The sequence below is a fragment of the Bradyrhizobium sp. IC3195 genome, from assembly GCF_020193585.1.
Taxonomy (GTDB): Bacteria; Pseudomonadota; Alphaproteobacteria; order Rhizobiales; family Xanthobacteraceae; genus Bradyrhizobium; species Bradyrhizobium yuanmingense.
Map to the genome: position 1 here is coordinate 55,540 of NZ_JADYVG010000016.1, position 21,184 is coordinate 76,723.

At 64.0% G+C, this 21,184-nt stretch carries 20 protein-coding genes; 14 read left to right on the forward strand and 6 right to left on the reverse strand.

Annotated features, from left to right (window positions below; all coding sequences use genetic code 11):
* Positions 1-3: 3 nt before the first annotated feature.
* The 3 genes from I6F09_RS25870 to I6F09_RS25880 all read right to left on the reverse strand — a co-directional run bounded on the left by I6F09_RS25870 (position 4) and on the right by I6F09_RS25880 (position 3,765).
* Entirely contained in the window at positions 4-897 is an 894-nt protein-coding gene (locus I6F09_RS25870; protein WP_225142518.1) for a branched-chain amino acid ABC transporter permease, read from the reverse strand.
* Between the two features lie 118 nt (positions 898-1,015).
* On the reverse strand, positions 1,016-2,947 hold the full coding sequence (locus I6F09_RS25875; protein WP_225189384.1) for a long-chain fatty acid--CoA ligase: 1,932 nt from the start codon (positions 2,945-2,947) through the stop codon (positions 1,016-1,018).
* A complete protein-coding gene (locus tag I6F09_RS25880; RefSeq protein WP_036029911.1) occupies positions 2,944-3,765 on the reverse strand; it encodes an ABC transporter ATP-binding protein in 822 nt (273 codons plus the stop codon). The genes I6F09_RS25875 and I6F09_RS25880 overlap by 4 nt, the downstream gene beginning before the upstream one ends.
* 333 nt (positions 3,766-4,098) lie before the next feature.
* Between I6F09_RS25880 and I6F09_RS25885 the strand changes: the two genes are divergently transcribed.
* The 4 genes from I6F09_RS25885 (at position 4,099) to I6F09_RS25900 (ending at position 6,200) form a co-directional block, all read left to right on the forward strand.
* Positions 4,099-4,779 (forward strand): Crp/Fnr family transcriptional regulator, encoded by a 681-nt coding sequence (locus I6F09_RS25885; RefSeq protein ID WP_225189385.1) that lies wholly within the window; start codon positions 4,099-4,101, stop codon positions 4,777-4,779.
* A 22-nt stretch (positions 4,780-4,801) separates the two neighbouring features.
* Entirely contained in the window at positions 4,802-5,509 is a 708-nt protein-coding gene (locus I6F09_RS37755) for a helix-turn-helix domain-containing protein (protein WP_036015707.1), read from the forward strand.
* A gap of 61 nt (positions 5,510-5,570) precedes the next feature.
* Positions 5,571-5,789, forward strand: a complete 219-nt coding sequence (locus I6F09_RS25895; protein WP_225189386.1) for a DUF4287 domain-containing protein — start codon at positions 5,571-5,573, stop codon at positions 5,787-5,789.
* Between the two features lie 3 nt (positions 5,790-5,792).
* On the forward strand, positions 5,793-6,200 hold the full coding sequence (locus tag I6F09_RS25900; RefSeq protein ID WP_225189428.1) for a DoxX family protein: 408 nt from the start codon (positions 5,793-5,795) through the stop codon (positions 6,198-6,200).
* Between the two features lie 19 nt (positions 6,201-6,219).
* Here I6F09_RS25900 and I6F09_RS25905 read toward each other — a convergent pair whose 3' ends face one another.
* Together I6F09_RS25905 and I6F09_RS25910 are read right to left on the reverse strand one after the other, a co-directional pair.
* Positions 6,220-7,482: an MFS transporter gene (locus tag I6F09_RS25905; protein WP_057028719.1), complete on the reverse strand. Its 1,263-nt coding sequence runs from the start codon at positions 7,480-7,482 to the stop codon at positions 6,220-6,222.
* 124 nt (positions 7,483-7,606) lie between these two features.
* Positions 7,607-8,449, reverse strand: coding sequence for a uroporphyrinogen-III synthase (locus tag I6F09_RS25910; RefSeq protein WP_225189387.1), 843 nt, complete (start codon positions 8,447-8,449; stop codon positions 7,607-7,609).
* A 141-nt stretch (positions 8,450-8,590) separates the two neighbouring features.
* Here I6F09_RS25910 and purU point away from each other — a divergent pair, with 141 nt between their 5' ends.
* Positions 8,591-9,454: a formyltetrahydrofolate deformylase gene (gene purU, locus I6F09_RS25915; protein WP_036015720.1), complete on the forward strand. Its 864-nt coding sequence runs from the start codon at positions 8,591-8,593 to the stop codon at positions 9,452-9,454.
* A gap of 72 nt (positions 9,455-9,526) precedes the next feature.
* Here the strand turns inward: purU and I6F09_RS25920 are convergent, their stop codons facing one another.
* Positions 9,527-9,808: a hypothetical protein gene (locus I6F09_RS25920; protein ID WP_036015722.1), complete on the reverse strand. Its 282-nt coding sequence runs from the start codon at positions 9,806-9,808 to the stop codon at positions 9,527-9,529.
* A 576-nt stretch (positions 9,809-10,384) separates the two neighbouring features.
* Between I6F09_RS25920 and I6F09_RS25925 the strand changes: the two genes are divergently transcribed.
* The 9 genes from I6F09_RS25925 to ahcY all read left to right on the forward strand — a co-directional run bounded on the left by I6F09_RS25925 (position 10,385) and on the right by ahcY (position 21,052).
* A complete protein-coding gene (locus tag I6F09_RS25925; RefSeq protein WP_036015725.1) occupies positions 10,385-11,563 on the forward strand; it encodes an ABC transporter substrate-binding protein in 1,179 nt (392 codons plus the stop codon).
* Positions 11,564-11,766: 203 nt separating this feature from the next.
* A complete protein-coding gene (locus I6F09_RS25930) occupies positions 11,767-12,636 on the forward strand; it encodes a branched-chain amino acid ABC transporter permease (protein ID WP_036015727.1) in 870 nt (289 codons plus the stop codon).
* Between the two features lie 8 nt (positions 12,637-12,644).
* On the forward strand, positions 12,645-13,673 hold the full coding sequence (locus I6F09_RS25935) for a branched-chain amino acid ABC transporter permease (RefSeq protein WP_225158238.1): 1,029 nt from the start codon (positions 12,645-12,647) through the stop codon (positions 13,671-13,673).
* Entirely contained in the window at positions 13,670-14,425 is a 756-nt protein-coding gene (locus I6F09_RS25940) for an ABC transporter ATP-binding protein (RefSeq protein ID WP_036043305.1), read from the forward strand. Before I6F09_RS25935 ends, I6F09_RS25940 begins: the two co-directional genes overlap by 4 nt.
* A complete protein-coding gene (locus I6F09_RS25945; protein ID WP_036029900.1) occupies positions 14,418-15,134 on the forward strand; it encodes an ABC transporter ATP-binding protein in 717 nt (238 codons plus the stop codon). The genes I6F09_RS25940 and I6F09_RS25945 overlap by 8 nt, the downstream gene beginning before the upstream one ends.
* A 19-nt stretch (positions 15,135-15,153) precedes the next feature.
* Positions 15,154-16,272 (forward strand): cobalamin-independent methionine synthase II family protein, encoded by a 1,119-nt coding sequence (locus tag I6F09_RS25950; RefSeq protein ID WP_036015736.1) that lies wholly within the window; start codon positions 15,154-15,156, stop codon positions 16,270-16,272.
* A 622-nt stretch (positions 16,273-16,894) separates the two neighbouring features.
* Complete coding sequence (locus tag I6F09_RS25955) at positions 16,895-18,250, forward strand: hypothetical protein (protein WP_057028724.1); 1,356 nt, start codon at positions 16,895-16,897, stop codon at positions 18,248-18,250.
* A gap of 60 nt (positions 18,251-18,310) precedes the next feature.
* Positions 18,311-19,507, forward strand: a complete 1,197-nt coding sequence (gene metK, locus I6F09_RS25960; RefSeq protein ID WP_128266405.1) for a methionine adenosyltransferase — start codon at positions 18,311-18,313, stop codon at positions 19,505-19,507.
* A 123-nt stretch (positions 19,508-19,630) separates the two neighbouring features.
* A complete protein-coding gene (gene ahcY / locus I6F09_RS25965; protein ID WP_036015760.1) occupies positions 19,631-21,052 on the forward strand; it encodes an adenosylhomocysteinase in 1,422 nt (473 codons plus the stop codon).
* The last annotated feature ends 132 nt before the right edge of the window (positions 21,053-21,184 follow it).

Here is a 21,184-nt window from a genome sequence, read left to right on the forward strand (position 1 = left end):
AGATCAGATCCGCTCGATGTCGTGGGTGCCGAACAGGCCGTAGGGCTTGATCATCAGCACGATGATGAGAACGTAGAACGGCGCGATCTCGTAGAGATTGCCCCAGTGCAGATACTCGCTGTCGACATATTGGGCGACGTTCTCCAAAAGCCCGATGATGATGCCGCCGAGCACCGCGCCGCCGACGGAATCGAGCCCGCCGAGGATCGCCGCCGGAAACACCTTGATGCCGTAGGCAGCAAGGCCCGAGGACACGCCATTGACGACGGCGACGACGACGCCGGCGACCGCCGAGACGGTCGCCGAGATCGCCCAGGCCATCGCGAACACGCTCTTGACGGAAATGCCGAGCGACTGCGCCACCTGCTGGTTGAACGCGGTGGCGCGCATCGCAAGGCCGTACTTCGACGCGCGGAAGAACCAGGCCATGCCGATCATCATCGCGACCGACACCACGAGGCTCATGACGTAGACGGTCTGGATCTGCAGTCCGAACAGGTCGACCGACTGGCTCTCGAACACGCGCGGGAACGGCTGCGGATTGACGCCGAACATCCATTTCAGCGTCGCCTGCAGCACGGTGGAGAGGCCGATCGTCACCATGATCACCGAGATGATGGGCTCGCCGATCATCGGCCGCAGGATCAGCACCTGCACCGCGACGCCGAACACGAACATGAACACCAGCGTGATCGGCATGCCGATCCAGAACGGCACCTGGTATTTCGCCAGCAAGGCCCAGCACACCCAGGCGCCGACCAGCAGCAATTCACCTTGCGCGAAGTTGACGACCTGCGTCGCCTTGTAGATCAGCACGAACGACATCGCGACTACGCCATAGAGCGTGCCGACCACGAGGCCGTTGACCAGGAGCTGGATGAGGAAGGCGGTGTTCATGTTGAGTGACTCGGCCCGTCATTGCCGGGCTTGACCCGGCAATCCATCGATGAGGAAGGAAGACTGTTCAGAAGAGGATGGATGTGCGGGTCAAGCCCGCGCATGACGAGGATCTGTATCACTCCGCAGCCTCCGCCATGTGCCCGTGCCCGCCGAGGTTCACCACGCGCAGCGTCGTTCGCACCCGCTGCGTGGTGCCGTCCTGGAAGCGGATCACGGTGTCGACGGGGATGTCGGAATCGCCGCGGTAGATGGCATCGATGATGCCGGCGTATTTCTCGTTGATGACGCCGCGGCGCACCTTTCGCGTCCGGGTGAGCTCGCCGTCGTCGGCGTCGAGCTCCTTGTAGAGCAGCAGGAAGCGCGAGATGCGCTGGGCCGGCGGCAGCGTGGCGTTGACGGTCTCGACCTCCTTCTGCAGCAGCGCGTAGACCTCCGGCCGTGAGGCGAGGTCGCTGTAGGTCGTGAAGGAGAGGCGGTTCTTTTCCGCCCATTTCGAGATGATGGAGTAGCGGATGCAGATCATTGCCGCGAGCGCGTCGCGGCCGGCCCCAAGCACCACGGCTTCGGCGATATAGGGCGAGAATTTCAGCTTGTTCTCGATGAATTGCGGCGAGAAGCGCTCGCCCCGGGAGGTCTCGGCGAGATCCTTGATGCGGTCGATCACGACGAGCTGGTGGTTGGCGTTGAAATAGCCGGCGTCGCCCGAGCACATCCAGCCGTCCTTGATGTCGGCGACGCTGGCCTCGGGGTTCTTGTAGTAGCCGAGGAACATGTTGGGGTGCCGCACGACGATCTCGCCGACGCCGTGGACGTCGGCATTGTCGATACGGATCTCGACATTGTCGGCCATCGGTACGCCGGTGGTATCAGGATCGACCTTGCCCTCGGGATGCAGCGTGTAGGCCCCGAGCAGCTCGGTCTGACCGTAGAGCGTGCGCAGCGGCACGCCCATGGCCTGGAAGAACTTGAAGGTGTCAGGCCCGAGCGCCGCGCCGCCGGTCGCGGCCGAACGCAACCGGGTGAAGCCGAGGCGATCGCGCAGTGCGCGGAACAGGATCGCGTCGGCAAAGCCCGAGCGCTTGCCCTGTTCGAGCGCGGCAAGGCCCGACTTCATGCCGATGTCGAACAGGCGCTGCTTGAAGGGCGTTGCGTCCATCACCTTGGCACGGACGTCGGCGGCAATCGATTCCCAGACGCGGGGCGCGAACAGAACGAAGGTCGGTGCGATCTCGCGCAGATCGTTCATCATCGTGTCCGGCTCTTCGACGAAGTTGATCTTCATCCGGCAGAGCAGACCTTTGCCGAGCACGTAGACCTGTTCCATGATCCAGGGCAGCGGCAGCACCGACACGTATTCGTCATCGGGACCCTTGGGGTCGAAGGCGAGATAGGTGGCGCAATGGCCGAGCACGCGTCCGGCGGCGAGCATCGCGAGCTTCGGATGCGAGGTGGTGCCCGACGTCGTGCAGAGAATCGCGACGTCCTCGCCCTCGGTGGCATCGACCAATCTGTCGTAGAGTTCCGGCTCGCGTGCTGCCCGCGCGCGGCCGAGCTCGGCGAACTTCTCCGCCGGCATCAGGCGCGGGTCGTCGTATTTCCGCATCCCGCGCGGATCGGAATAGATGATGTGCTTCAGCTTCGGCACGCGCTCGGCAAGGATGAGCAGCTTGTCGACCTGCTCCTCGTCCTCGGCGAAGACCAACTGCGCCTCGCCGTAGTTGAGGAGATAGGAAGCTTCCTCGTCCAGGACGTCGCGATAGAGCCCGAGGCTGAGGCCGCCAATGGCATGCGTCGCAACTTCTGCCGCGACCCAGTCGGGCCGGTTGTCGCCGATGATGCCGATGACATCACCGCGGCCCAGGCCGAGCTCGATGAGGCCGAGCGCGAAATCGCGCACGCGGGCCTGATAGTCGTTCCAGGTGAAGATGCGCCAGAGCCCGAGATCCTTCTCGCGCATTGCGATCTCGTTGCCGTGCTCCCTAGCATTGAGCCGGAGCATCTTCGGATAGGTGTCGGCCTGCGCGACGCGGCCCGCATAATCCATCATGCCGCGCTCTCCTGCGCCGGAGAGGCATCATCGGGATCGACAAGCACCTCGTCCTCTTCGCCGAGATAGGCACGCCTGACGTGCGGATCGGCGAGCACTGTCGCCGGATCGCCCTCGGCGATCTTCTTGCCGAAATCCAGCACCATGACGCGATGCGAGATGTCCATCACCACGCCCATGTCGTGCTCGATCATCACCACCGTCATCCCGAACTCCTCGTTGAGATCGACGATGTAGCGGGCCATGTCCTCCTTCTCCTCGAAATTCATGCCGGCCATGGGCTCGTCGAGAAGGATCAGGCGCGGCTCCAGCGCCATGGCGCGGGCGAGCTCCACGCGCTTGCGCAGGCCGTAGGGGAGGGTGCCGGCGGTGGCCTTGCGCACCGGCTGCAGATCGAGGAAGTCGATGATCTCTTCCACCTTGCGACGGTGCTCGAGCTCCTCCTTGCGCGCGCCGGTGAGCCAGTACAGCGAGCCCGTGAGGAAATTGTTCCTCAGCAGGTGATGGCGGCCGACCATGATGTTGTCGAGCACGCTCATGTGGTGGAATAGCGCGAGATTCTGGAAGGTACGGCCGATGCCGAGTGAGGCGCGGGCATTCGGCGTCAAGCCGGTGATGTCGCGGTCCCGATAGAACAGCTGGCCTTCGGTCGGCTTGTAGCGACCGGAAATACAGTTCACGATCGAGGTCTTGCCGGCGCCGTTGGGGCCGATGATCGAGAACAGCTCGCCTTCCCTGATGGCGAAGCTGACGTCGGTCAGCGCGCGGACGCCGCCGAATCGTAAGGACACGCCGCGCACTTCGAGACTGGTAGCCACCAAACGAATCCCTCCCGGTGATGGCGCTTGATTGGCGCTCTTCCGTTCCTGTCAGGCGATCCTAGTACGGTCGTGCCGGCCAGACCATGCAGCTATTGGTCTCGACCGGACCGGCGCCACCTTCGTTCCCGTGAGGGATCAAAAGCCGCATCGCCCAAGGTGGTCCTCAATAGGGGAAAGCGCTATTTTGAAATGTCTCCGGCCTGACAATTCTGCGACAAAGTTGTCGGGCCGAGCGGGTCTTCATCTTTCGTCGGATGGATGGCTGAAGCGATTCTGTTGCAGTGCAACAGGAGCATGGGGTGACAGAACGGTGCGGCTGGCTTCGAGATCATGATTTCAGAGGATCATCTGAAGCGCATTGCCGCTTGGTCGCGTGAGCTCACTCCAGCCGAGATCGAGGTCGCGCGCGTCGGAATTACGGAACGGTCCTACGGCACCGGCGAGAGCGTGTTCATGCGCGGTGATATCTTTGCCTATTGGGCCGGCATGGTGCGCGGCCTTGCCCGCATGGGCGGGGTCTCGCGCGACGGCAAGGAGACCAGCCTTGCCGGGCTGACGGCAGGGGCCTGGTTCGGCGAGGGCAGCGTGCTCAAGAACGAGCCGCGCCGCTACGACGTGGTCGCGCTGCGCGACAGCCGCATCGCGCTGATGGAACGCAGCGCCTTCATGTGGCTGTTCGAGAACAGCGTCGGCTTCAACCGCTTCCTGGTGCGCCAGCTCAACGAGCGGCTGGGCCAGTTCATCGGCATGCTCGAGGTCAACCGCACGCTCGATGCCACCGCGCGCCTCGCCCGCAGCATCGCCTCGCTGTTCAACCCGATCCTCTATCCGGAATCGACCGCGCATCTGGAGATCACCCAGGAGGAGATCGGCGCGCTCTCCGGCATGTCCCGCCAGAATGCCAACCGCGCGCTGAATCGGCTGGAGAAGGAGGGGCTGCTGCGGCTGGAATATGGCGGGGTCACGATCCTCGATATCGCGCGGCTCGGGAGCTACGGGGAGGAACGATGATCTGCGCATTCCCGGTGCTTCCGTGCTCATAGAGTTCGACCATCGCGCGTCGGACTCGCCTTACGTCGAGCGGGTATGGCGCAGCCGGAGCCGGCGTGGCGGCTCGTTCCTGTCGATGGCCGAGGGAAATATCGAGCTTGTGGTCACCAGGCTCCCGGAGTTTCTGGCGGTGACGCTCCGAGGGCCGGTCACCCGCGGGACACTCGTCGAATGTCCCGCGAACGGCGAATGGCTCGCGATCCGGTTTCGGCTGGGAACCTACCTGCCGGAGATACCGACGAGCGCACTGATCGACCATCAAAACATGCAGTTGCCGGTGCTGCTCAACGGCCGTTTTCTGTTTTCGGGTCTAAGCTGGGACATTCCAGGCTACGACGATGCGGAGAGTCTCGTCGCTCGCATGGCGCGCGCGGGTGTCATCGCACGCAGCCACGCGACCGATGCGGCGATCGACGGCGACGTCGACTGGATGAGCCGGCGTTCGGTTCAGCGCCACTTTCGCCGCGTTACGGGCATGACGTTCAGCAGCCATCAGCAGATCCAGCGGGCGCGTCGCGCCGCGGCCTTGCTGGTGAGCGGCAGCTCCGTTCTCGACGCGACATCGGGCGCCGGCTATTTCGATCAGGCCCATCTTACCCGCTCGGTCAGGCAACTGATCGGCATGACGCCTGCGCGCCTCTCGCGCGAGCGGCCGCAATTGTCGTTTTCATACAAGACGACCACGTCCTGACCGCAATATGCCTGGATCGCTCCGGCCGCGCTGGTGGAGCGAACATCGGAGGAGCGCTGCGGTGAGTTTCAAGGCCTATCTCGACAATATCCAGGCCAAGACCGGCAAAAGCCCGGACCAATTTCGCAAATGGGGCAAGGACCGGGGTTTTTCGACCGGAGCGGGACTGGTGGCCGGCGTGAAAGCGGGTGCCATCGTGGCCGCGCTCAAGGACGAGTTCGGCCTTGGTCACGGCCATGCGATGGCCATCGTCGCCCTTCTCAAGGGGAAGGCGTCGTAGGTGATGACGATTTCCAAGTCGAGACATGTGGCCGGCTGGGTCATGAGCGGGCTCGTGATTGCCTTCATGCTGTTTGATGCCGGGATGAAGCTCGTCCCGCTAGACGTCGTGATCAACGCGACCGCCGAGCTCGGCTATCCCTCCTCGGCCGATCTGGCGCGCGCGCTGGGCGTGGTGGCGCTGGCCTGCACCGCGCTCTACGGCTTCCCGCGAACGGCCGTGCTCGGTGCGATCCTGCTGACCGCCTATATGGGCGGCACGGTGGCGGTTCACTTGCGGGTCGGCAACCCGCTCTTCAGCCATATGCTGTTCGGCGTCTATCTTGCTGGTCTTGCCTGGGGCGGTCTCTATTTGCGCGATTCGCGGGTGGCGGCGTTGCTTCCTCTGAGATCGCCGCCGGTTGAGGTCTGACGTCGTTACGGGGACGCCGTCATCGCGCATTGGCCGGCGCGTGCGCCGGCCACAGATCGGCGCGCCAGCGGATCGCGATTGCCAGCATCGCGACGAATCCTGCGCCGGCATAAAGCGAGCCCGTCGCGGAATAGCCGATGACGTCGATCAGGCTGCCGGCCGCGAGCAGTCCGATCGGCAATCCATAGATCACCATCATGCGCACGCCCATGACACGGCCGCGCAGATGTGCGCTCGCGGTGCGCATCAGGATGACGGCAGCCGAGATCATCGACATGCTCTGGGCGATACCGGCGAGGACGAGGCAGGCCATCGCCACCGGCATCGTCCTGACCTCGACGAACACCAGCAGCATTGCGTACCAGGCCAGCGTTGCGCCGATCAGGAGCCGGGCAATGCGTACGCCACTGACCAGGCTGAGCGTGATGGAGCCGATTAGCGAGCCGACGGCGAAGCTCGCCGAGAGATATCCGAGGCCGGTCTGATCAGTGTGAAAGATCTCCCGCGCGATGTAGGGCAACAATCCGCCCGTGAAAGGAAATGCGGTGAGATTCGCCAGAAAAGCGACGCACAGCGCCGCGCGCATTGCCGGCCCGTTCCAGGCATAGACGATCCCCTCTTTGAGGTCGCCAAGCAGCCGCGAAACGGTGTGGCTGCTTGCGGGAAGATCGCTCGTGGTGACGGTCCTTTTCGGCTGGGTCAGGCAGAGCATGAGAAGCGCTGCCGTGAAGTAAAGGCAGGCGATCGCCACATAAACGAGGCCGATACCGAGCACGGCGAACAGCCCGGCCCCCGTCAACGCTCCGGCAATGCGCGCGCTGTCCTGGGTCGTGCGCGCAACACTGATCGCGCCCACCAGCTGCTCGGCCGGCATGATATCGGCGAGCAGCGCGCCGCGAACGCCGAGATCGGAGGGGCGGATCAAGCCCATGATCGTGACGATGATCATGACGCTCAGCGGCGACAGATGACCGCTCAGCGCGAGGACCATGATGGTCGACGACAGCGCCGTATAGGCAAGGCGCATGACGACCAGGAGATCGCGATGGCCGATCCGGTCGCCGATCATGCCGAACACGGGCGCGACCAATGTTCCGACGAACTGGAGTGAAGCCAGCAGCGTGAGCAGCAGCACCGAGCCGGTCTCGACGATGACGTACCAGCCGAGCACCAGCGTCTCGACCTCGAAGGCCCAGGAGGTGAGCAGATCGGACGGCCACTGGAAGCGGTAGTTGCGGATGCGGAATGGCGCGAGCGCCGAAGGTCGTGCAGTGGCGCTCACGACGCGATGACGCGTGTCACGGCGATTTCCTTAACCTTGTTGTTTCTTCTTGCTGTGGTGCAACCTAACGCTGGCGATGCCGGTGTCAATCGCAGTCGCCGCAGGCCGCCCCCGCGCTCGGCTCTTACCTCGCCGCGCTGGCCGCTTTCCTGTCGGCCAACGCACTTGCCATGGCCGAGATCAGAGGACGCATGAAATAGGCTTCGTCGGCGGGCGAGACGTCCGTGCGCAAGCCATGCGCTGCGAGCTCGCCGGAAACGGCCGGGCCGACCGATGCGATCAGCGTGCGTTCGAGACCTGCGCGCAGCTTCGTCTCGCTGCCGCGCGCCTTGGCAACCTCGATCAGCCGGCGGACCTGGCCGAGATTGGTCAGGGCGATCGAGTCGATGCGTCCCTCTGCCATGTCGTCAATGGCGGCGACGATATTGGCATCGGCAGCCTTGGAATCGTAGACGTAGGGCAGCACCGTATCGACGTCGGCGCCTTGCGCGGCCAGCGCGCCGGTCAGCGCGCTATGATCCTTGTCGGGATAGAGCTGCAGACCGAGGCGCCGCCCCTTCAGGTCGAGTCTGGCCAGCATCTCGATCACGCCTTCGGTGGTCGGCTTCTCCGTGGTCTGCTGCGTCTCGAGGCCGATCTCGCGCAGCGCCTTGCCCGGCTTCGGGCCTCGGGTGAACTTGCGCGCCTGGGCGAGCGCCGCGACAAGGGCGGCGTCGAGCCCGCGGGCGCGGGCGAGCTTCATGATGCGGCGCAGGCCTTCGCCGGTCATCAGCACGAGATCGTCAAAGGGCTTGTCGATGGCACGGCGAATCCAAGCCGCGACTGGAGCCGGATCCGGCGCATCATGGATGGTGAACATCGGGCATTGCACGACCTCGGCGCCTTGCTCGGCCAGAAGCTTGGAAAACTGCGCCTCCTCGCGCGTTTCCAGGATCAGGATGCGGTAGCCGTTCAAGCGGTCGGCCATGGGTATGCTCCGTTGAGAATTCGCAATTGTCCGTTCATCCTGACTCCGCGGTTGGGATTGGCGCAAGGGCGGGTCGGTGCTAGAGCAGGGCGCAATCCGCTGGATCGTTCCGCTGCACAAACCTTCATCAAGAGCCGAGCCTTGCCCGACCATCAATACGTCCTGACCCTGTCCTGTCCGGATCGCCCAGGCATCGTCTCGGCGGTCTCGACGTTTCTCGCTCATAACGGACAGAACATCCTCGACGCCCAGCAGTTCGACGACGTCGAGACCAAGAAGTTCTTCATGCGGGTGGTGTTCACAGCGGCCGATCTTGCCGTGGAACTCGCGGCACTGCAGACCGGCTTCGCCGCGATCGCCGAGCGTTTCGGCATGGAATGGCAGATGCGCGACCGCGCTGCGCATCGCAAGGTGATGCTGCTGGTCTCAAAGTCCGATCACTGCCTGGTCGACATCCTCTATCGCTGGCGAACCGGCGAATTGCCGATGATTCCGACCGCGATCGTCTCCAATCACCCGCGCGAGGTCTATGCCGGGCTCGATTTCGGCGGCATCCCCTTCCACCATTTGCCCGTCACCAAGGAGACCAAGCGCGAGCAGGAGACACAGATTATGGACCTCGTCGGCAAGACGAAGACCGATCTGGTGGTGCTCGCCCGTTACATGCAGATCCTGTCCGACGATCTCTCGGCAAAGCTGTCGGGGCGCTGCATCAACATCCACCACTCGTTCCTGCCGGGCTTCAAGGGTGCCAAGCCCTATCACCAGGCCCATGAGCGCGGCGTCAAACTGATCGGCGCCACCGCGCATTACGTCACGCGCGACCTCGACGAGGGCCCGATCATCGACCAGGACGTCGAGCGCATCAGCCATCGCGACACGCCGGAAGATCTGGTCCGCAAAGGCCGTGACATCGAGCGCCGCGTGTTGGCCCGGGCCATCCGCTACCATCTCGACGACCGCGTCATCCTCAACGGCCGCAAGACCGTTGTGTTCGTGGATTAGCGAATGGGGGACGAATGGTGAGTGGAGGGGGAGCGCGCCCTATACGCTACTCCCTGTTCGCCATTCGCTTCCTCAGCGCCCCGCGCCGGCCGACGTCGTCCCCGTCGCGCCCTTCTGGGCCTGTTCTTCCTTCTCGCGATCGGTCGCCGGCATCAGCCGCTTGCGCTCGCGCTCCTTCATGTAGGCATCGTATTGCGGCGTGCCGGGCCGCGGCGGCGCATCAGCGGGCAGGCCGCCGGCCCATTGCGGGACGTAGTCGCCCATCCCGGCGGAGAGCTTCTCGTTGACCGTCCCGCAGCCTGCGAGATTGAGCAGGGCGAGTGCGGCGGCGATCGAAAGCGAGCGAGAACGCATGAATATCTCTGGTCGTGCCCCCGACGGGGCGCGGATGGTGGAGCGCCATAGGCGTTAGCGGCAACCATATCTCTCAATAGGTAAAATTGGCCTATTCGAGGGAGGGCAAAGCTGTATACAGAGAAGGTATTATAATAGGCATATTTTGTACTTGATGAGGTCGCCGCTGTTGGTACGGTATACACCGGGTATTTGTCATTGGACGGATCGTAGGACGGGGCATGCCACGGACGCACTTAAGATGTCCGGATTCTGCAAATGAGAGACTGAATCCTCCATCCCCGGTGTGGTGCGGCCCTCGTAGGGTGGCAAAGCCATCGCCCTCCGGCCCAGTGTCACAGGGCTTTTTCGTTGACAGGACCATTTCATTTGTACAATCGTACAAATAGCTCTCCGCCGTTGTTGAGGCAGATTGCGCGGCTTGCGCCGAATGGTCGCCCAACGTTCGATTGACAACGGGGTTACAGAGGACGCCATGTGGCCGCACGGCATGGCTTGTCCGTGAGTGAAGCGCGGCAAGGACCGGGTACTCGGTCCGCCGCACAAGAGGTGAGGAATGAAGGGGAGGGACATCTGATGTTCGAACGCAGGATTTTTTTACGCACCGCAGCGGTCGTTGCGATCGCGGGCCTCGCGGCCGTCGCGCCTGCCAAGGCGCAAGACACGGTCAAGATCGGGCTGATCCTGCCGATGACCGGCGGCCAGGCCTCGACCGGCAAGCAGATCGAGAACGCGATCAAGCTCTACATGCAGCAGAAGGGCGACACCGTCGCCGGCAAGAAGATCGAAATCATCGTCAAGGACGACGCGGCGATCCCGGATAAGACCAAGACTGCCGCGCAGGAGCTGATCGTCAACGACAAGGTCAACTTCATCGCCGGCTTCGGCGTGACGCCGGCCGCGCTCGCCGCCGCGCCGCTGGCTACCCAGGCCAAGATTCCTGAAGTCGTGATGGCGGCCGGCACCTCCATTATCACCGAACGTTCGCCCTATATCGTGCGCACCAGCTTCACGCTGGCGCAGTCCTCGACCATCATCGGCGATTGGGCGGTGAAGAACGGCATCAAGAAGGTCGCGACGCTGACCTCGGACTACGCGCCGGGCAATGACGCCCTCAACTTCTTCAAGCAGCATTTCACGGCCGGCGGCGGTGAGGTGGTCGAAGAAGTCAAGGTGCCGCTGCAGAACCCCGACTTCGCTCCGTTCCTGCAGCGCATGAAGGACGCAAAGCCGGACGCGATCTTCGTGTTCGTGCCGGCGGGCCAGGGCGGCAACTTCATGAAGCAATATGCCGAGCGTGGCCTCGACAAGGCCGGCATCAAGGTGATCGGGCCGGGCGACGTCACCGACGACGATCTGCTCAACAACATGGGCGACGCCGTGCTCGGCACGGTCACCGCGCATCTCTATTCCGCGGCGCACCCCTCGCAGATGAACAAGGATTTCGTCGCGGCCTACAAGAAGGCCTTCGGCAACCGTCCGGGCTTCATGGCCGTGGGCGGCTATGACGGCATCCACCTGATCTACGAGGCGCTGAAGAAGACAGGTGGCGACACCAACGGCGACAAGCTGATCGAGGCCATGAAGGGCCAGAAGTGGGAGAGCCCGCGCGGTCCGATCTCGATCGACCCCGAGACCCGCGACATCGTGCAGAACATCTACATCCGCAAGGTCGAGAAAGTGGATGGCGAACTCTACAATGTCGAGTTCGCGACCTTCGAGGCTGTCAAAGATCTCGGCAAGACCAAGAAGTGACGCGCGAAAGCGCGTCATCCCGGGGCTCTCCTCACCTCTCCCGCCTGCCCTGCGGGAGAGGTCGACGCGGAGCGCCGGGTGAGGGTTCTCTCGTCGTCGGGAATCCTCCAAGTGGAAAGACCCTCTCCCCAACCCTCTCCTGCAAGCGGGAGAGGGAGTGCAGCACGGCCCTTGGCCACACTTGAGATGACCCTCGACTGCTGATGACCGCAATCCTCACCAACCTGTTCGATGGCGTCGCTTACGGCATGCTGCTGTTCGTGCTCGCCTGCGGGCTCGCGGTCACGCTGGGCCTGATGAACTTCGTCAATCTCGCCCACGGCGCCTTCGCGATGGCGGGGGGCTATATCTGCATGGTGCTGGTCAACCGGATGGGTTGGCCGTTCTTCGCCGCTTTGCCGCTCGCTTTCGTCTCCTCGGCTGCAATCGGCATCGCGCTCGAACGGACGCTGTACCGTCATCTCTACGCCCGCAGCCATCTCGACCAGGTGCTGTTCACGATCGGCCTGACCTTCATGTCGGTGGCAGCCGTCGATTACATCCAGGGATCCTCGCGGGTCTTCATCAATTTGCCCGCCGCGCTCCAAGGCCAGTTCGATCTGTTCGGCGTCGGCATCGGCCGCTACCGGCTGATGATCATCGTGATCTGCGGCCTGCTGACCATCGCGCTTCAAATGGTTCTGGCGAAGACGCGTTTCGGCAGCCGCCTGCGGGCGGCGGTCGATGACCCCCGCGCCGCGAGCGGTCTCGGCATCAACGTGCCGCAGGTGTTCGCTTTCACCTTTGCCTTCGGTTGCGGGCTCGCCGGCCTCGGCGGCGCGCTCAGCGCCGAGATCCTCGGCCTCGATCCGTATTTCCCGCTGAAGTTCATGATCTACTTCCTGATCGTGGTCACCGTCGGCGGCTCCTCCTCGATAACGGGCCCGTTCCTCGCCTCGCTGCTGCTCGGCATCGGCGACGTCGCCGGCAAATATTACGTGCCGAAGATGGGCCCCTTCGTGATCTACACCATCATGATCGTGATCCTGATCTGGCGCCCGAACGGCCTGTTCGGCCGCACGGCCGCGCGTTGAGTTCACCGATGAGCGCTGCCTCCGACGTCGGCTACCATGCCCAGCGCCAGGCGCGCTGGCACTACGGCGAAATCGCCTTCTGGCTGATCGTGCTGGCCTGCGGCTTCGCATTTCCGTCGCGCTATCTGATCATGACCGACATCCTGCGCCTCGCGCTGTTCGCGATGTCGCTCGATCTCATCCTCGGCTATGCCGGCATCGTTTCGCTGGGCCATGCCGCCTTCTTCGGCGTCGGCGCCTATGCCGCGGGGCTGCTGGCGCTGCACGGCATCGTCAAGGAGCCCGTGCTGGCGCTGATCGTCGCCGGCCTTGCCGCCATGGTGCTCGGCTTTGCCACCAGCTTTCTGGTGATCCGCGGCGTCGACCTGACGCGCCTGATGGTGACGCTCGGCATTGCGTTGCTGCTGGAAGCGCTCGCCGAGCGCTTCTCCAATATCACCGGTGGGACCGACGGCCTGCAGGGCATCGAGATGCAGCCGATCTTCGGCGAGATCCCGTTCGACATGTTCGGCAAGGCCGGCTTCTTCTATTCGCTGGCCGTGTTGTTCCTGCTGTTCCTGTTCGCCCGCCGCGTCGTGCATTCCCCGTTCGGCCTGTCGCTGCGCGCCATCAAGAACAATCCCCTCCGCGCCGCCGCCATTGGCATTCCGGTCAACCGCCGCCTGATCGCGATCTATACGCTGGCTGCGTTCTATTCCGGCATTGCGGGCGCGCTGTTCACCCAGACGACCGCGATCGCCTCGCTCGACGTGTTCGCCTTCGAGCGCTCCGCGGACCTGATGCTGGTGCTGGTGATCGGCGGTACCGGCTATCTCTACGGCGGGCTGGTCGGCGCGGTGATCTTCCGCCTGCTCCAGGAATTGTTCTCGACCATCACGCCGCAATACTGGCAGTTCTGGATCGGCCTCGTGCTGGTCGTGATCGTGCTGGTCGGCCGCCAGCGCCTGCATCGCTGGGTGCTGTATGTGCCGAACCTGATCATCAGGCAGATTGCGGGCCGCAAGGCGGTCGTCGCCGTGCCGGAGAGCGATTCATGACCATCGCGCTCGAAACCCAAAATCTCGAAAAGCAGTTCGGCGGCCTGCGCGTCACCCGCGATCTGTCCCTGAAGGTCGAGCAGGGCGCCCGCCACGCGCTGATCGGTCCGAACGGTGCCGGCAAGACCACGGTCATCAACCAGCTCACCGGCGTGCTGAAGCCGAACGCAGGCCGCATCCTGCTCGAAGGTCAGGACATCACCGATCTGCCGGTGCACAAGCGCGTGCTGCGCGGGTTGTCGCGCACGTTCCAGATCAACCAGCTCTACCCGGACCTGACTCCCCTGGAGACCATCGGGCTCGCGGTCTCCGAGCGCCTCGGCCATGGCGGCGACTGGTGGCGACGGATGGGCACGCGCAGTGACGTCAATGGCGAGACCGCCGATCTGCTCTCCCGCTTCCATCTGCTCGACGTCATGAACGAAGAGACCGTGACGCTGCCCTACGGTAAGCAGCGCCTGCTCGAGATCGCGGTGGCCATTGCGGCCAAGCCGCGCGTGCTGCTGCTCGACGAGCCCGCCGCCGGCGTGCCCGAGAGCGAGCGCCACGACATTCTCGCCGTCGTGGGCAGCCTGCCGCGGGACGTCACCGTGCTCCTGATCGAGCACGACATGGACCTCGTGTTCTCCTTTGCTGATCGCATCTCGGTGCTGGTCTCGGGCGCGCTGCTGACCGAAGGCCCGCCCGAAGAGGTCGCGCGCGATCCGCAGGTGAAGGCGGTCTATCTCGGCGAGGAGGCGGTCGATGTCTGACCTGCTCGCGATCGATTCGCTTCGCGCCGGCTACGGCGAGGCGGTGGTGCTGCCGAAGATGACGCTCCGCCTCGCCGAAGGACAGGTGCTGGCGCTGCTCGGGCGCAACGGCACCGGCAAGACCACGCTGATCAACTCCATCGTCGGCGTCACGCGCCGCTTCGCAGGCTCCATTGCGCTGGCCGGCACCGATGTGACGGCGATGCGGCCCGACCAGCGGGCGCGCGCCGGCATCGGCTGGGTGCCGCAGGAGCGCAACATCTTCCGCTCGCTGACGGTGGAAGAGAACATGACCGCCGTAGCGCAGCCCGGTCCCTGGACGGTCGAGAAGGTGTACGAGATGTTCCCGCGGCTGAAGGAGCGGCGGAGCAATTTCGGCAACCAGCTCTCCGGCGGCGAGCAGCAGATGCTGGCGATCGGTCGCGCACTTACCCTCAATCCGAAAGTCCTGCTGCTGGACGAGCCGATGGAGGGCCTTGCGCCCATCATCGTCGAGGAACTCTTGAAGGCGATCGGGACCATCACCCGGTCCGGAGGTATCTGCTCGATCATCGTAGAGCAGAATGCCCAAAAGATTCTGGGGCTCGCCGATCGCGTTGTGATATTGGAGCGCGGAACGATCGTCCACGACGCTCCGAGCGCCGCGCTGAAGACCGACCCCTCTGTCCTGGAGCGCCATCTCGGCGTCGCCGGGGCGGCGGCCCACTAAGATGTCCAGGGAGTAACACATGCAGCGAACCACAGCCCCCTTCCGCGCCGACGAGGTCGGCAGCCTCCTGCGTCCGCTCAAGATCAAGGAAGCCCGTAGCCGGCTGGAGAAGGGCGAGATCTCGGCCGACGATCTGCGCAAGATCGAGGACATGGAGATCGAGAAGGTCGTGCACAAGCAGGCCTCGATCGGGCTGAAGCTCGCGACCGACGGCGAATTCCGCCGCTCCTGGTGGCATTTCGACTTCCTGGCCAAGCTCACCGGCTGCGAGCTGTTTCACCCCGACACCGGCATCCAGTTCACGGGCGTGCAGACCCGTCACGATGCGGTCCGCGTCATCGGCAAGCTCGACTTTCCAGACAGCCACCCGATGCTGGACCACTTCCGCTTCCTGAAGAAGGTCGCCGACCAGGCTCACGTCACCGCCAAGATGACGATCCCTTCGCCGGCAGTGCTCCACTTCCGCGGCGGACGCAAGTCGATCTCCAAGGACGTCTATCCCGATCTCGACGCCTTCTACGAAGATCTCGGCAAGACCTACCGCAAGGCCGTGAAGGCGTTCTACGACGCCGGCTGCCGCTATCTCCAGTTCGACGACACCGTCTGGGCCTATCTCTGCTCGCAGGACGAATTGCAGAAGGCACGCGAGCGCGGCGATAATCCGGATGGGCTGCAACAGATCTATGCGCGCATCATCAACTACGCGCTGGCGGAGAAGCCGGCCGACATGGTGGTGACGACCCACGTCTGCCGCGGTAATTTCCGCTCGACCTGGATTTCTTCGGGTGGCTACGAGCCGGTGGCCGAGACCATGCTCGCCGGCACCAATTACGACGGCTATTTCCTGGAGTACGACAGCGACCGCGCCGGCGGCTTCGAGCCGCTGCGCTTCCTGCCCAAGGGCAACAAGGTTGTCGTGGTCGGCGTCATCACCTCGAAGTTCGGCGAGCTCGAGAAGAAGGACGACATCAAGCGACGCCTGGAAGAAGCCGCCAAGTTCGCGCCCTTGGAGCAGCTCGCGCTGTCGCCGCAATGTGGCTTTGCCTCGACGGAAGAGGGCAACATCCTCTCCGAGGAGGAGCAGTGGGCCAAGCTCAGCCTCGCGGTCGAGATCGCGAAGGAAGTGTGGGGGCAGTAAGGCTCCGCCGTTAAGGCTCACCCGTGTCCCGGACGCGCAGCAACGCTCCAGCGTTGCTGCGCAGAGCCGGGGCCCATGCTGCTCGACTTGCTGCGCGGAGCTATAGGCCTCAGCTCTGCAGCGCACCGCTGAGAAGCGCTGCGCTGCGTCCGGGCACGAGTCACTTCTCCGCCAGATAGACCCCCACAGAGAGGAGTTCGACCATGGGCACGTGCTTGTTCTTCGGGGTCGAGCCTTGCCGCGCCTGGCTTTGCCGCGATTGAGCTCGTGCCGCTCGGCGGGCCGTGCCCCTGCACCTCCCACGTGATGATTCCTTCGCAGGCATTGATCATCTTGTCTGCCGGCGTCGTGTCCGCCGTGCAGCTCGGCTCGAGCTGATTGCGCGTGCCTGCGCGACCGCGGGCGGACCACAGGATCGCGGCGAGCAGGGCGACCGGGCAGGCGCGCACGGTAAGGAGGCGATCAGAGGAGAAGCGCCAGTTGTTGCTCGGCGGGGCCAGAGTGGGGCGCGGCTCGCGGCCGGAGCAAACTGTGAAGGAGGCGCTTGGATCCGCTATTCCCTCAGTGGGCAGATTTTGCTAGGAGATTGGTCCCAATCCGTCTGCCCACCGATTTCCCACTCATGAAGAACGACGAAATCCTGAGCCAGATCACCGACTTCTGCCGCAAGGCAGACATGGCGGAATCGACGTTCGGCCGGCGCGCGGTGAACGATGGGAAGCTGGTGCACCGCCTGCGCGAGGGAAAGCGCATCACCATCGACACGCTGGAGCGGATCCAGGCCTATATGGCGGCGTCGATGGCCGGCGGCGTGCCGCCGCCGCGGGGACTTCAGGTGCCGCCCGAGAAGCGCGATCCACGCGGCAATTTCCGCTTCTTCGAGAACCGCCAGAAATACCTGCTGTTCGTCCACACCTGCAGCGAAAAGCGGGTGATCGCGGACCGCGTCGCGCTGGAGCTTGCCTCCATCCATCCGCGCCCGCCGGCGCTGCGCCTGTTCGACGCCGGCGTCGGCGACGGAACGGTGCTGGCGCGGGTGCTGCGCGCCACGCACCAGCGCTTTCCGCACATGCCGTTCTACGTCGCGGGCAAGGAACTCAGCCTGGAGGATTTGCGCCTGACGCTGGAGAAGGTGCCGGACCGCATTTTCGAGCACCCGGCATCGGTGTTCGTGTTCACCAACATGTTCTACGCCGAGGCGCCCTGGCTGACGCCAGCGTCGCCCGCGGCGGCGGCCGCCACCGTCTGGCATGAGGTGCCGCTCCGCGGCGCTTCGTCGGGCGAGTTCGAGCAGCAGATCGCGGAACTGAGGCCCTTTCTGGAGCAGAACTGGCGCGCTGCGATCAGCCCACGCACTGCCATGCCGCTCTACGAGCGGCCGGTGGTCCTCGTGCTCTATCGCGAGGATCACCGGTTCCTGCTCGATTCGACCATTCCGCGGCCGGGCCAGACTGAGGCCAATTTCGACCTCGTCATCGCATCCCAGCCGTACCGGGCCCTGTCATCGGTCAATTTCCGGGCCAAGCGGATCATTGCACCTCTGGCGCGGGCGCTGCGGCCGGGCGGCAGGCTGATCGGTATCCACTCCCATGGGCAGGATCCGGGCATGGAAATGATCCAGGCGATCTGGCCGGGAGAAAATCCTTTCTCAGTCAGCCGTCATGAGCTACTGCGTGCCGTTAAGTATGAACTTGGATCGGTGGGCCGCGACTTAAATTTTAATGCATACGCGGACAATCGTTCGATCTTCAGGTATGATATGGAAGCTCTGCCCAACGAGGTCACCGGCACCATCGGAACCTCGACGGCCTTTGCAGCGTGGAATGCGGCGGTGTATGTCGCTCAGATTGAGGACGACCGATTGACAGAAATGACTCAAAACGGCCGCACTCTGGATGCCGCCAGGGATGTGCTGCGGAAGTACAACGGGCTCTGGTTTCTCGACGAATCCTACGTCATCTCGCGCCGGCGTGATTGACATCATCAAAAGTAAACATCGCAAACGCCCGCCGGCTAGCGGCGGAACAAGGGGTTACTGATGCGCGCGTCCTATCTCTTCACCAGCGAGTCCGTGTCCGAGGGCCATCCGGACAAGGTCTGTGACCGGATCTCCGATGAGATCGTCGACCTGTTCTACCGTGAAGGGCCTAAGGCGGGCATCGACCCCTGGCAAATCCGCGCCGCTTGCGAGACGCTCGCGACCACCAACAAGGTGGTGATCGCCGGCGAGACCCGCGGCCCGAAGTCGGTGACCAACGAGCAGATCGAGAGCGTCGTGCGCGGCGCGATCAAGGACATCGGCTACGAGCAGGAAGGCTTCCACTGGAAGACCTGCGACATCGAGATCCTCCTGCATCCGCAATCGGCCGACATCGCCCAGGGCGTCGATGCGCTGCAGCCGGGCGAGGTCAAGGAAGAAGGCGCGGGCGACCAGGGCATCATGTTCGGCTACGCCACCAACGAGACGCCCGATCTGATGCCGGCGCCGATCTTCTACGCCCACAAGATCCTGCGCCTGATCTCGGAAGCCCGCCACTCCGGCAAGGAGAAGGTGCTGGGTCCGGACTCCAAGAGCCAGGTCACCGTGCAGTACGAGAACGGCAAGCCGGTCGGCGTGCGCGAGATCGTCGTGTCGCACCAGCATCTGGTTCCCGACCTCAGCTCGAACCAGGTTCGCGAGATCGTCGAGCCCTATGTGCGCGAGGCGCTGCCGAAGGACTGGATCACCGCGAAGACAATCTGGCACATCAACCCCACCGGCAAGTTCTACATCGGCGGTCCCGACGGCGATTCCGGCCTGACCGGCCGCAAGATCATCGTCGACACCTATGGCGGCGCGGCCCCGCATGGCGGCGGCGCGTTCTCCGGCAAGGATCCGACCAAGGTCGACCGCTCCGCGGCCTATGCCGCACGCTACGTCGCGAAGAACATCGTCGCCGCCGGCCTTGCCGACCGCTGCACGCTGCAGCTGGCCTATGCCATCGGCGTGGCACGTCCGCTGTCGATCTACATCGACACCCACGGCACCGGTAAGGTTTCGGAAGATCAGCTCGAGAAGGCCGCCGCCAAGGCGATGGACCTCACCCCGCGCGGCATCCGCACTCATCTCGATCTCAACCGGCCGATCTACGCGCGCACCTCGGCCTACGGCCATTTCGGCCGCACGCCCGACAATGAGGGCGGCTTCTCCTGGGAGAAGACCGACCTCGTCGAGCAGCTCAAGCGCGCGCTCTAGTTCTCTTGCGTCATTCCGGGGCGCCGCGACGGCGGCGAATCCGGAATCTCGAACCTCCGAATTCCGGGTTCGCTCGTGTCACGAGCGCCCCGGAATGACGGGCCAAACAAACAGGAACCTCTCATGAACGCGAAGCCCGGCTTCACCGATTACATCGTCAAGGACATTTCGCTCGCCGATTTCGGCCGCAAGGAGCTCTCGCTGGCCGAGACCGAGATGCCTGGCCTGATGGCCACCCGCGAGGAGTACGGCCCGAAGCAGCCGCTGAAGGGCGCGCGCATCGCCGGCTCGCTGCACATGACGATCCAGACCGGCGTGTTGATCGAGACGCTCGCCGCGCTCGGCGCCGACATCCGCTGGGTCTCCTGCAACATCTATTCGACGCAGGATCACGCTGCCGCTGCGATCGCCGCCGCCGGCATTCCCGTCTTCGCCGTCAAGGGCGAGACGCTGACCGAGTACTGGGACTACACCGCCAAGCTGTTCGACTGGCACGGCGGCGGTCACCCGAACATGATCCTCGATGACGGCGGTGACGCCACCATGTATGTCCATCTCGGTCTGCGCGCGGAGAACGGCGACACCGCCTTCCTCGACAAGCCCGGCTCCGAGGAAGAGGAAGTATTCTTCGCGCTTCTGAAGAAGCAGCTCAAGGAAAAGCCGAAGGGCTACTTCGCCGGGATCGCCAACAGCATCAAGGGCGTCTCCGAAGAGACCACCACCGGCGTGCATCGTCTCTATGACATGCAGAAAGCGGGCACGCTGCTGTGGCCGGCCATCAACGTCAACGACAGCGTCACCAAGTCGAAGTTCGACAACCTCTATGGCTGCCGTGAATCGCTGGTCGACGGCATCCGCCGCGGCACCGACGTGATGCTGTCGGGCAAGGTAGCGATGGTCGCCGGCTTCGGCGACGTCGGCAAGGGCTCGGCCGCCTCGCTGCGCCAGGCCGGCTGCCGCGTCATGGTCTCCGAGGTTGATCCGATCTGCGCGCTGCAGGCGGCGATGGAAGGCTACGAGGTCGTGACCATGGAAGACGCCGCGCCGCGGGCCGACATCTTCGTCACCGCCACCGGCAACAAGGACATCATCACCATCGAGCACATGCGCGCGATGAAGGATCGCGCCATCGTCTGCAACATCGGCCACTTTGACAACGAGATCCAGATCGCGTCTCTGCGCAATCTGAAGTGGACGAACATCAAGCCGCAGGTCGACGAGATCGAGTTCCCCGACAAGCACCGCATCATCCTGCTGTCGGAGGGCCGCCTCGTGAACCTCGGCAACGCGATGGGCCATCCGTCCTTCGTGATGTCGGCGTCCTTCACCAACCAGACGCTGGCGCAGATCGAGCTGTTCGCCAACAACAAGGACGGCAAGTACGAGAAGAAGGTCTACGTGCTGCCCAAGACGCTTGACGAGAAGGTCGCCCGCCTGCACCTCTCCAAGATCGGCGTCAAGCTCACCGAGCTGCGCAAGGACCAGGCCGACTATATCGGCGTGAAGCAGGAAGGCCCGTACAAATCGGACCACTACCGCTACTGAGCCACCGGTTCGACCAACCATCGACACAAAGCCCCGGAGCGATCCGGGGCTTTGTTGTTTCGGGGCATGGAATTCAACTCGCTTTGCAGTTGCGGCACGTTGATTGCCGATTGACGGCCAGCAGCGGCAGGC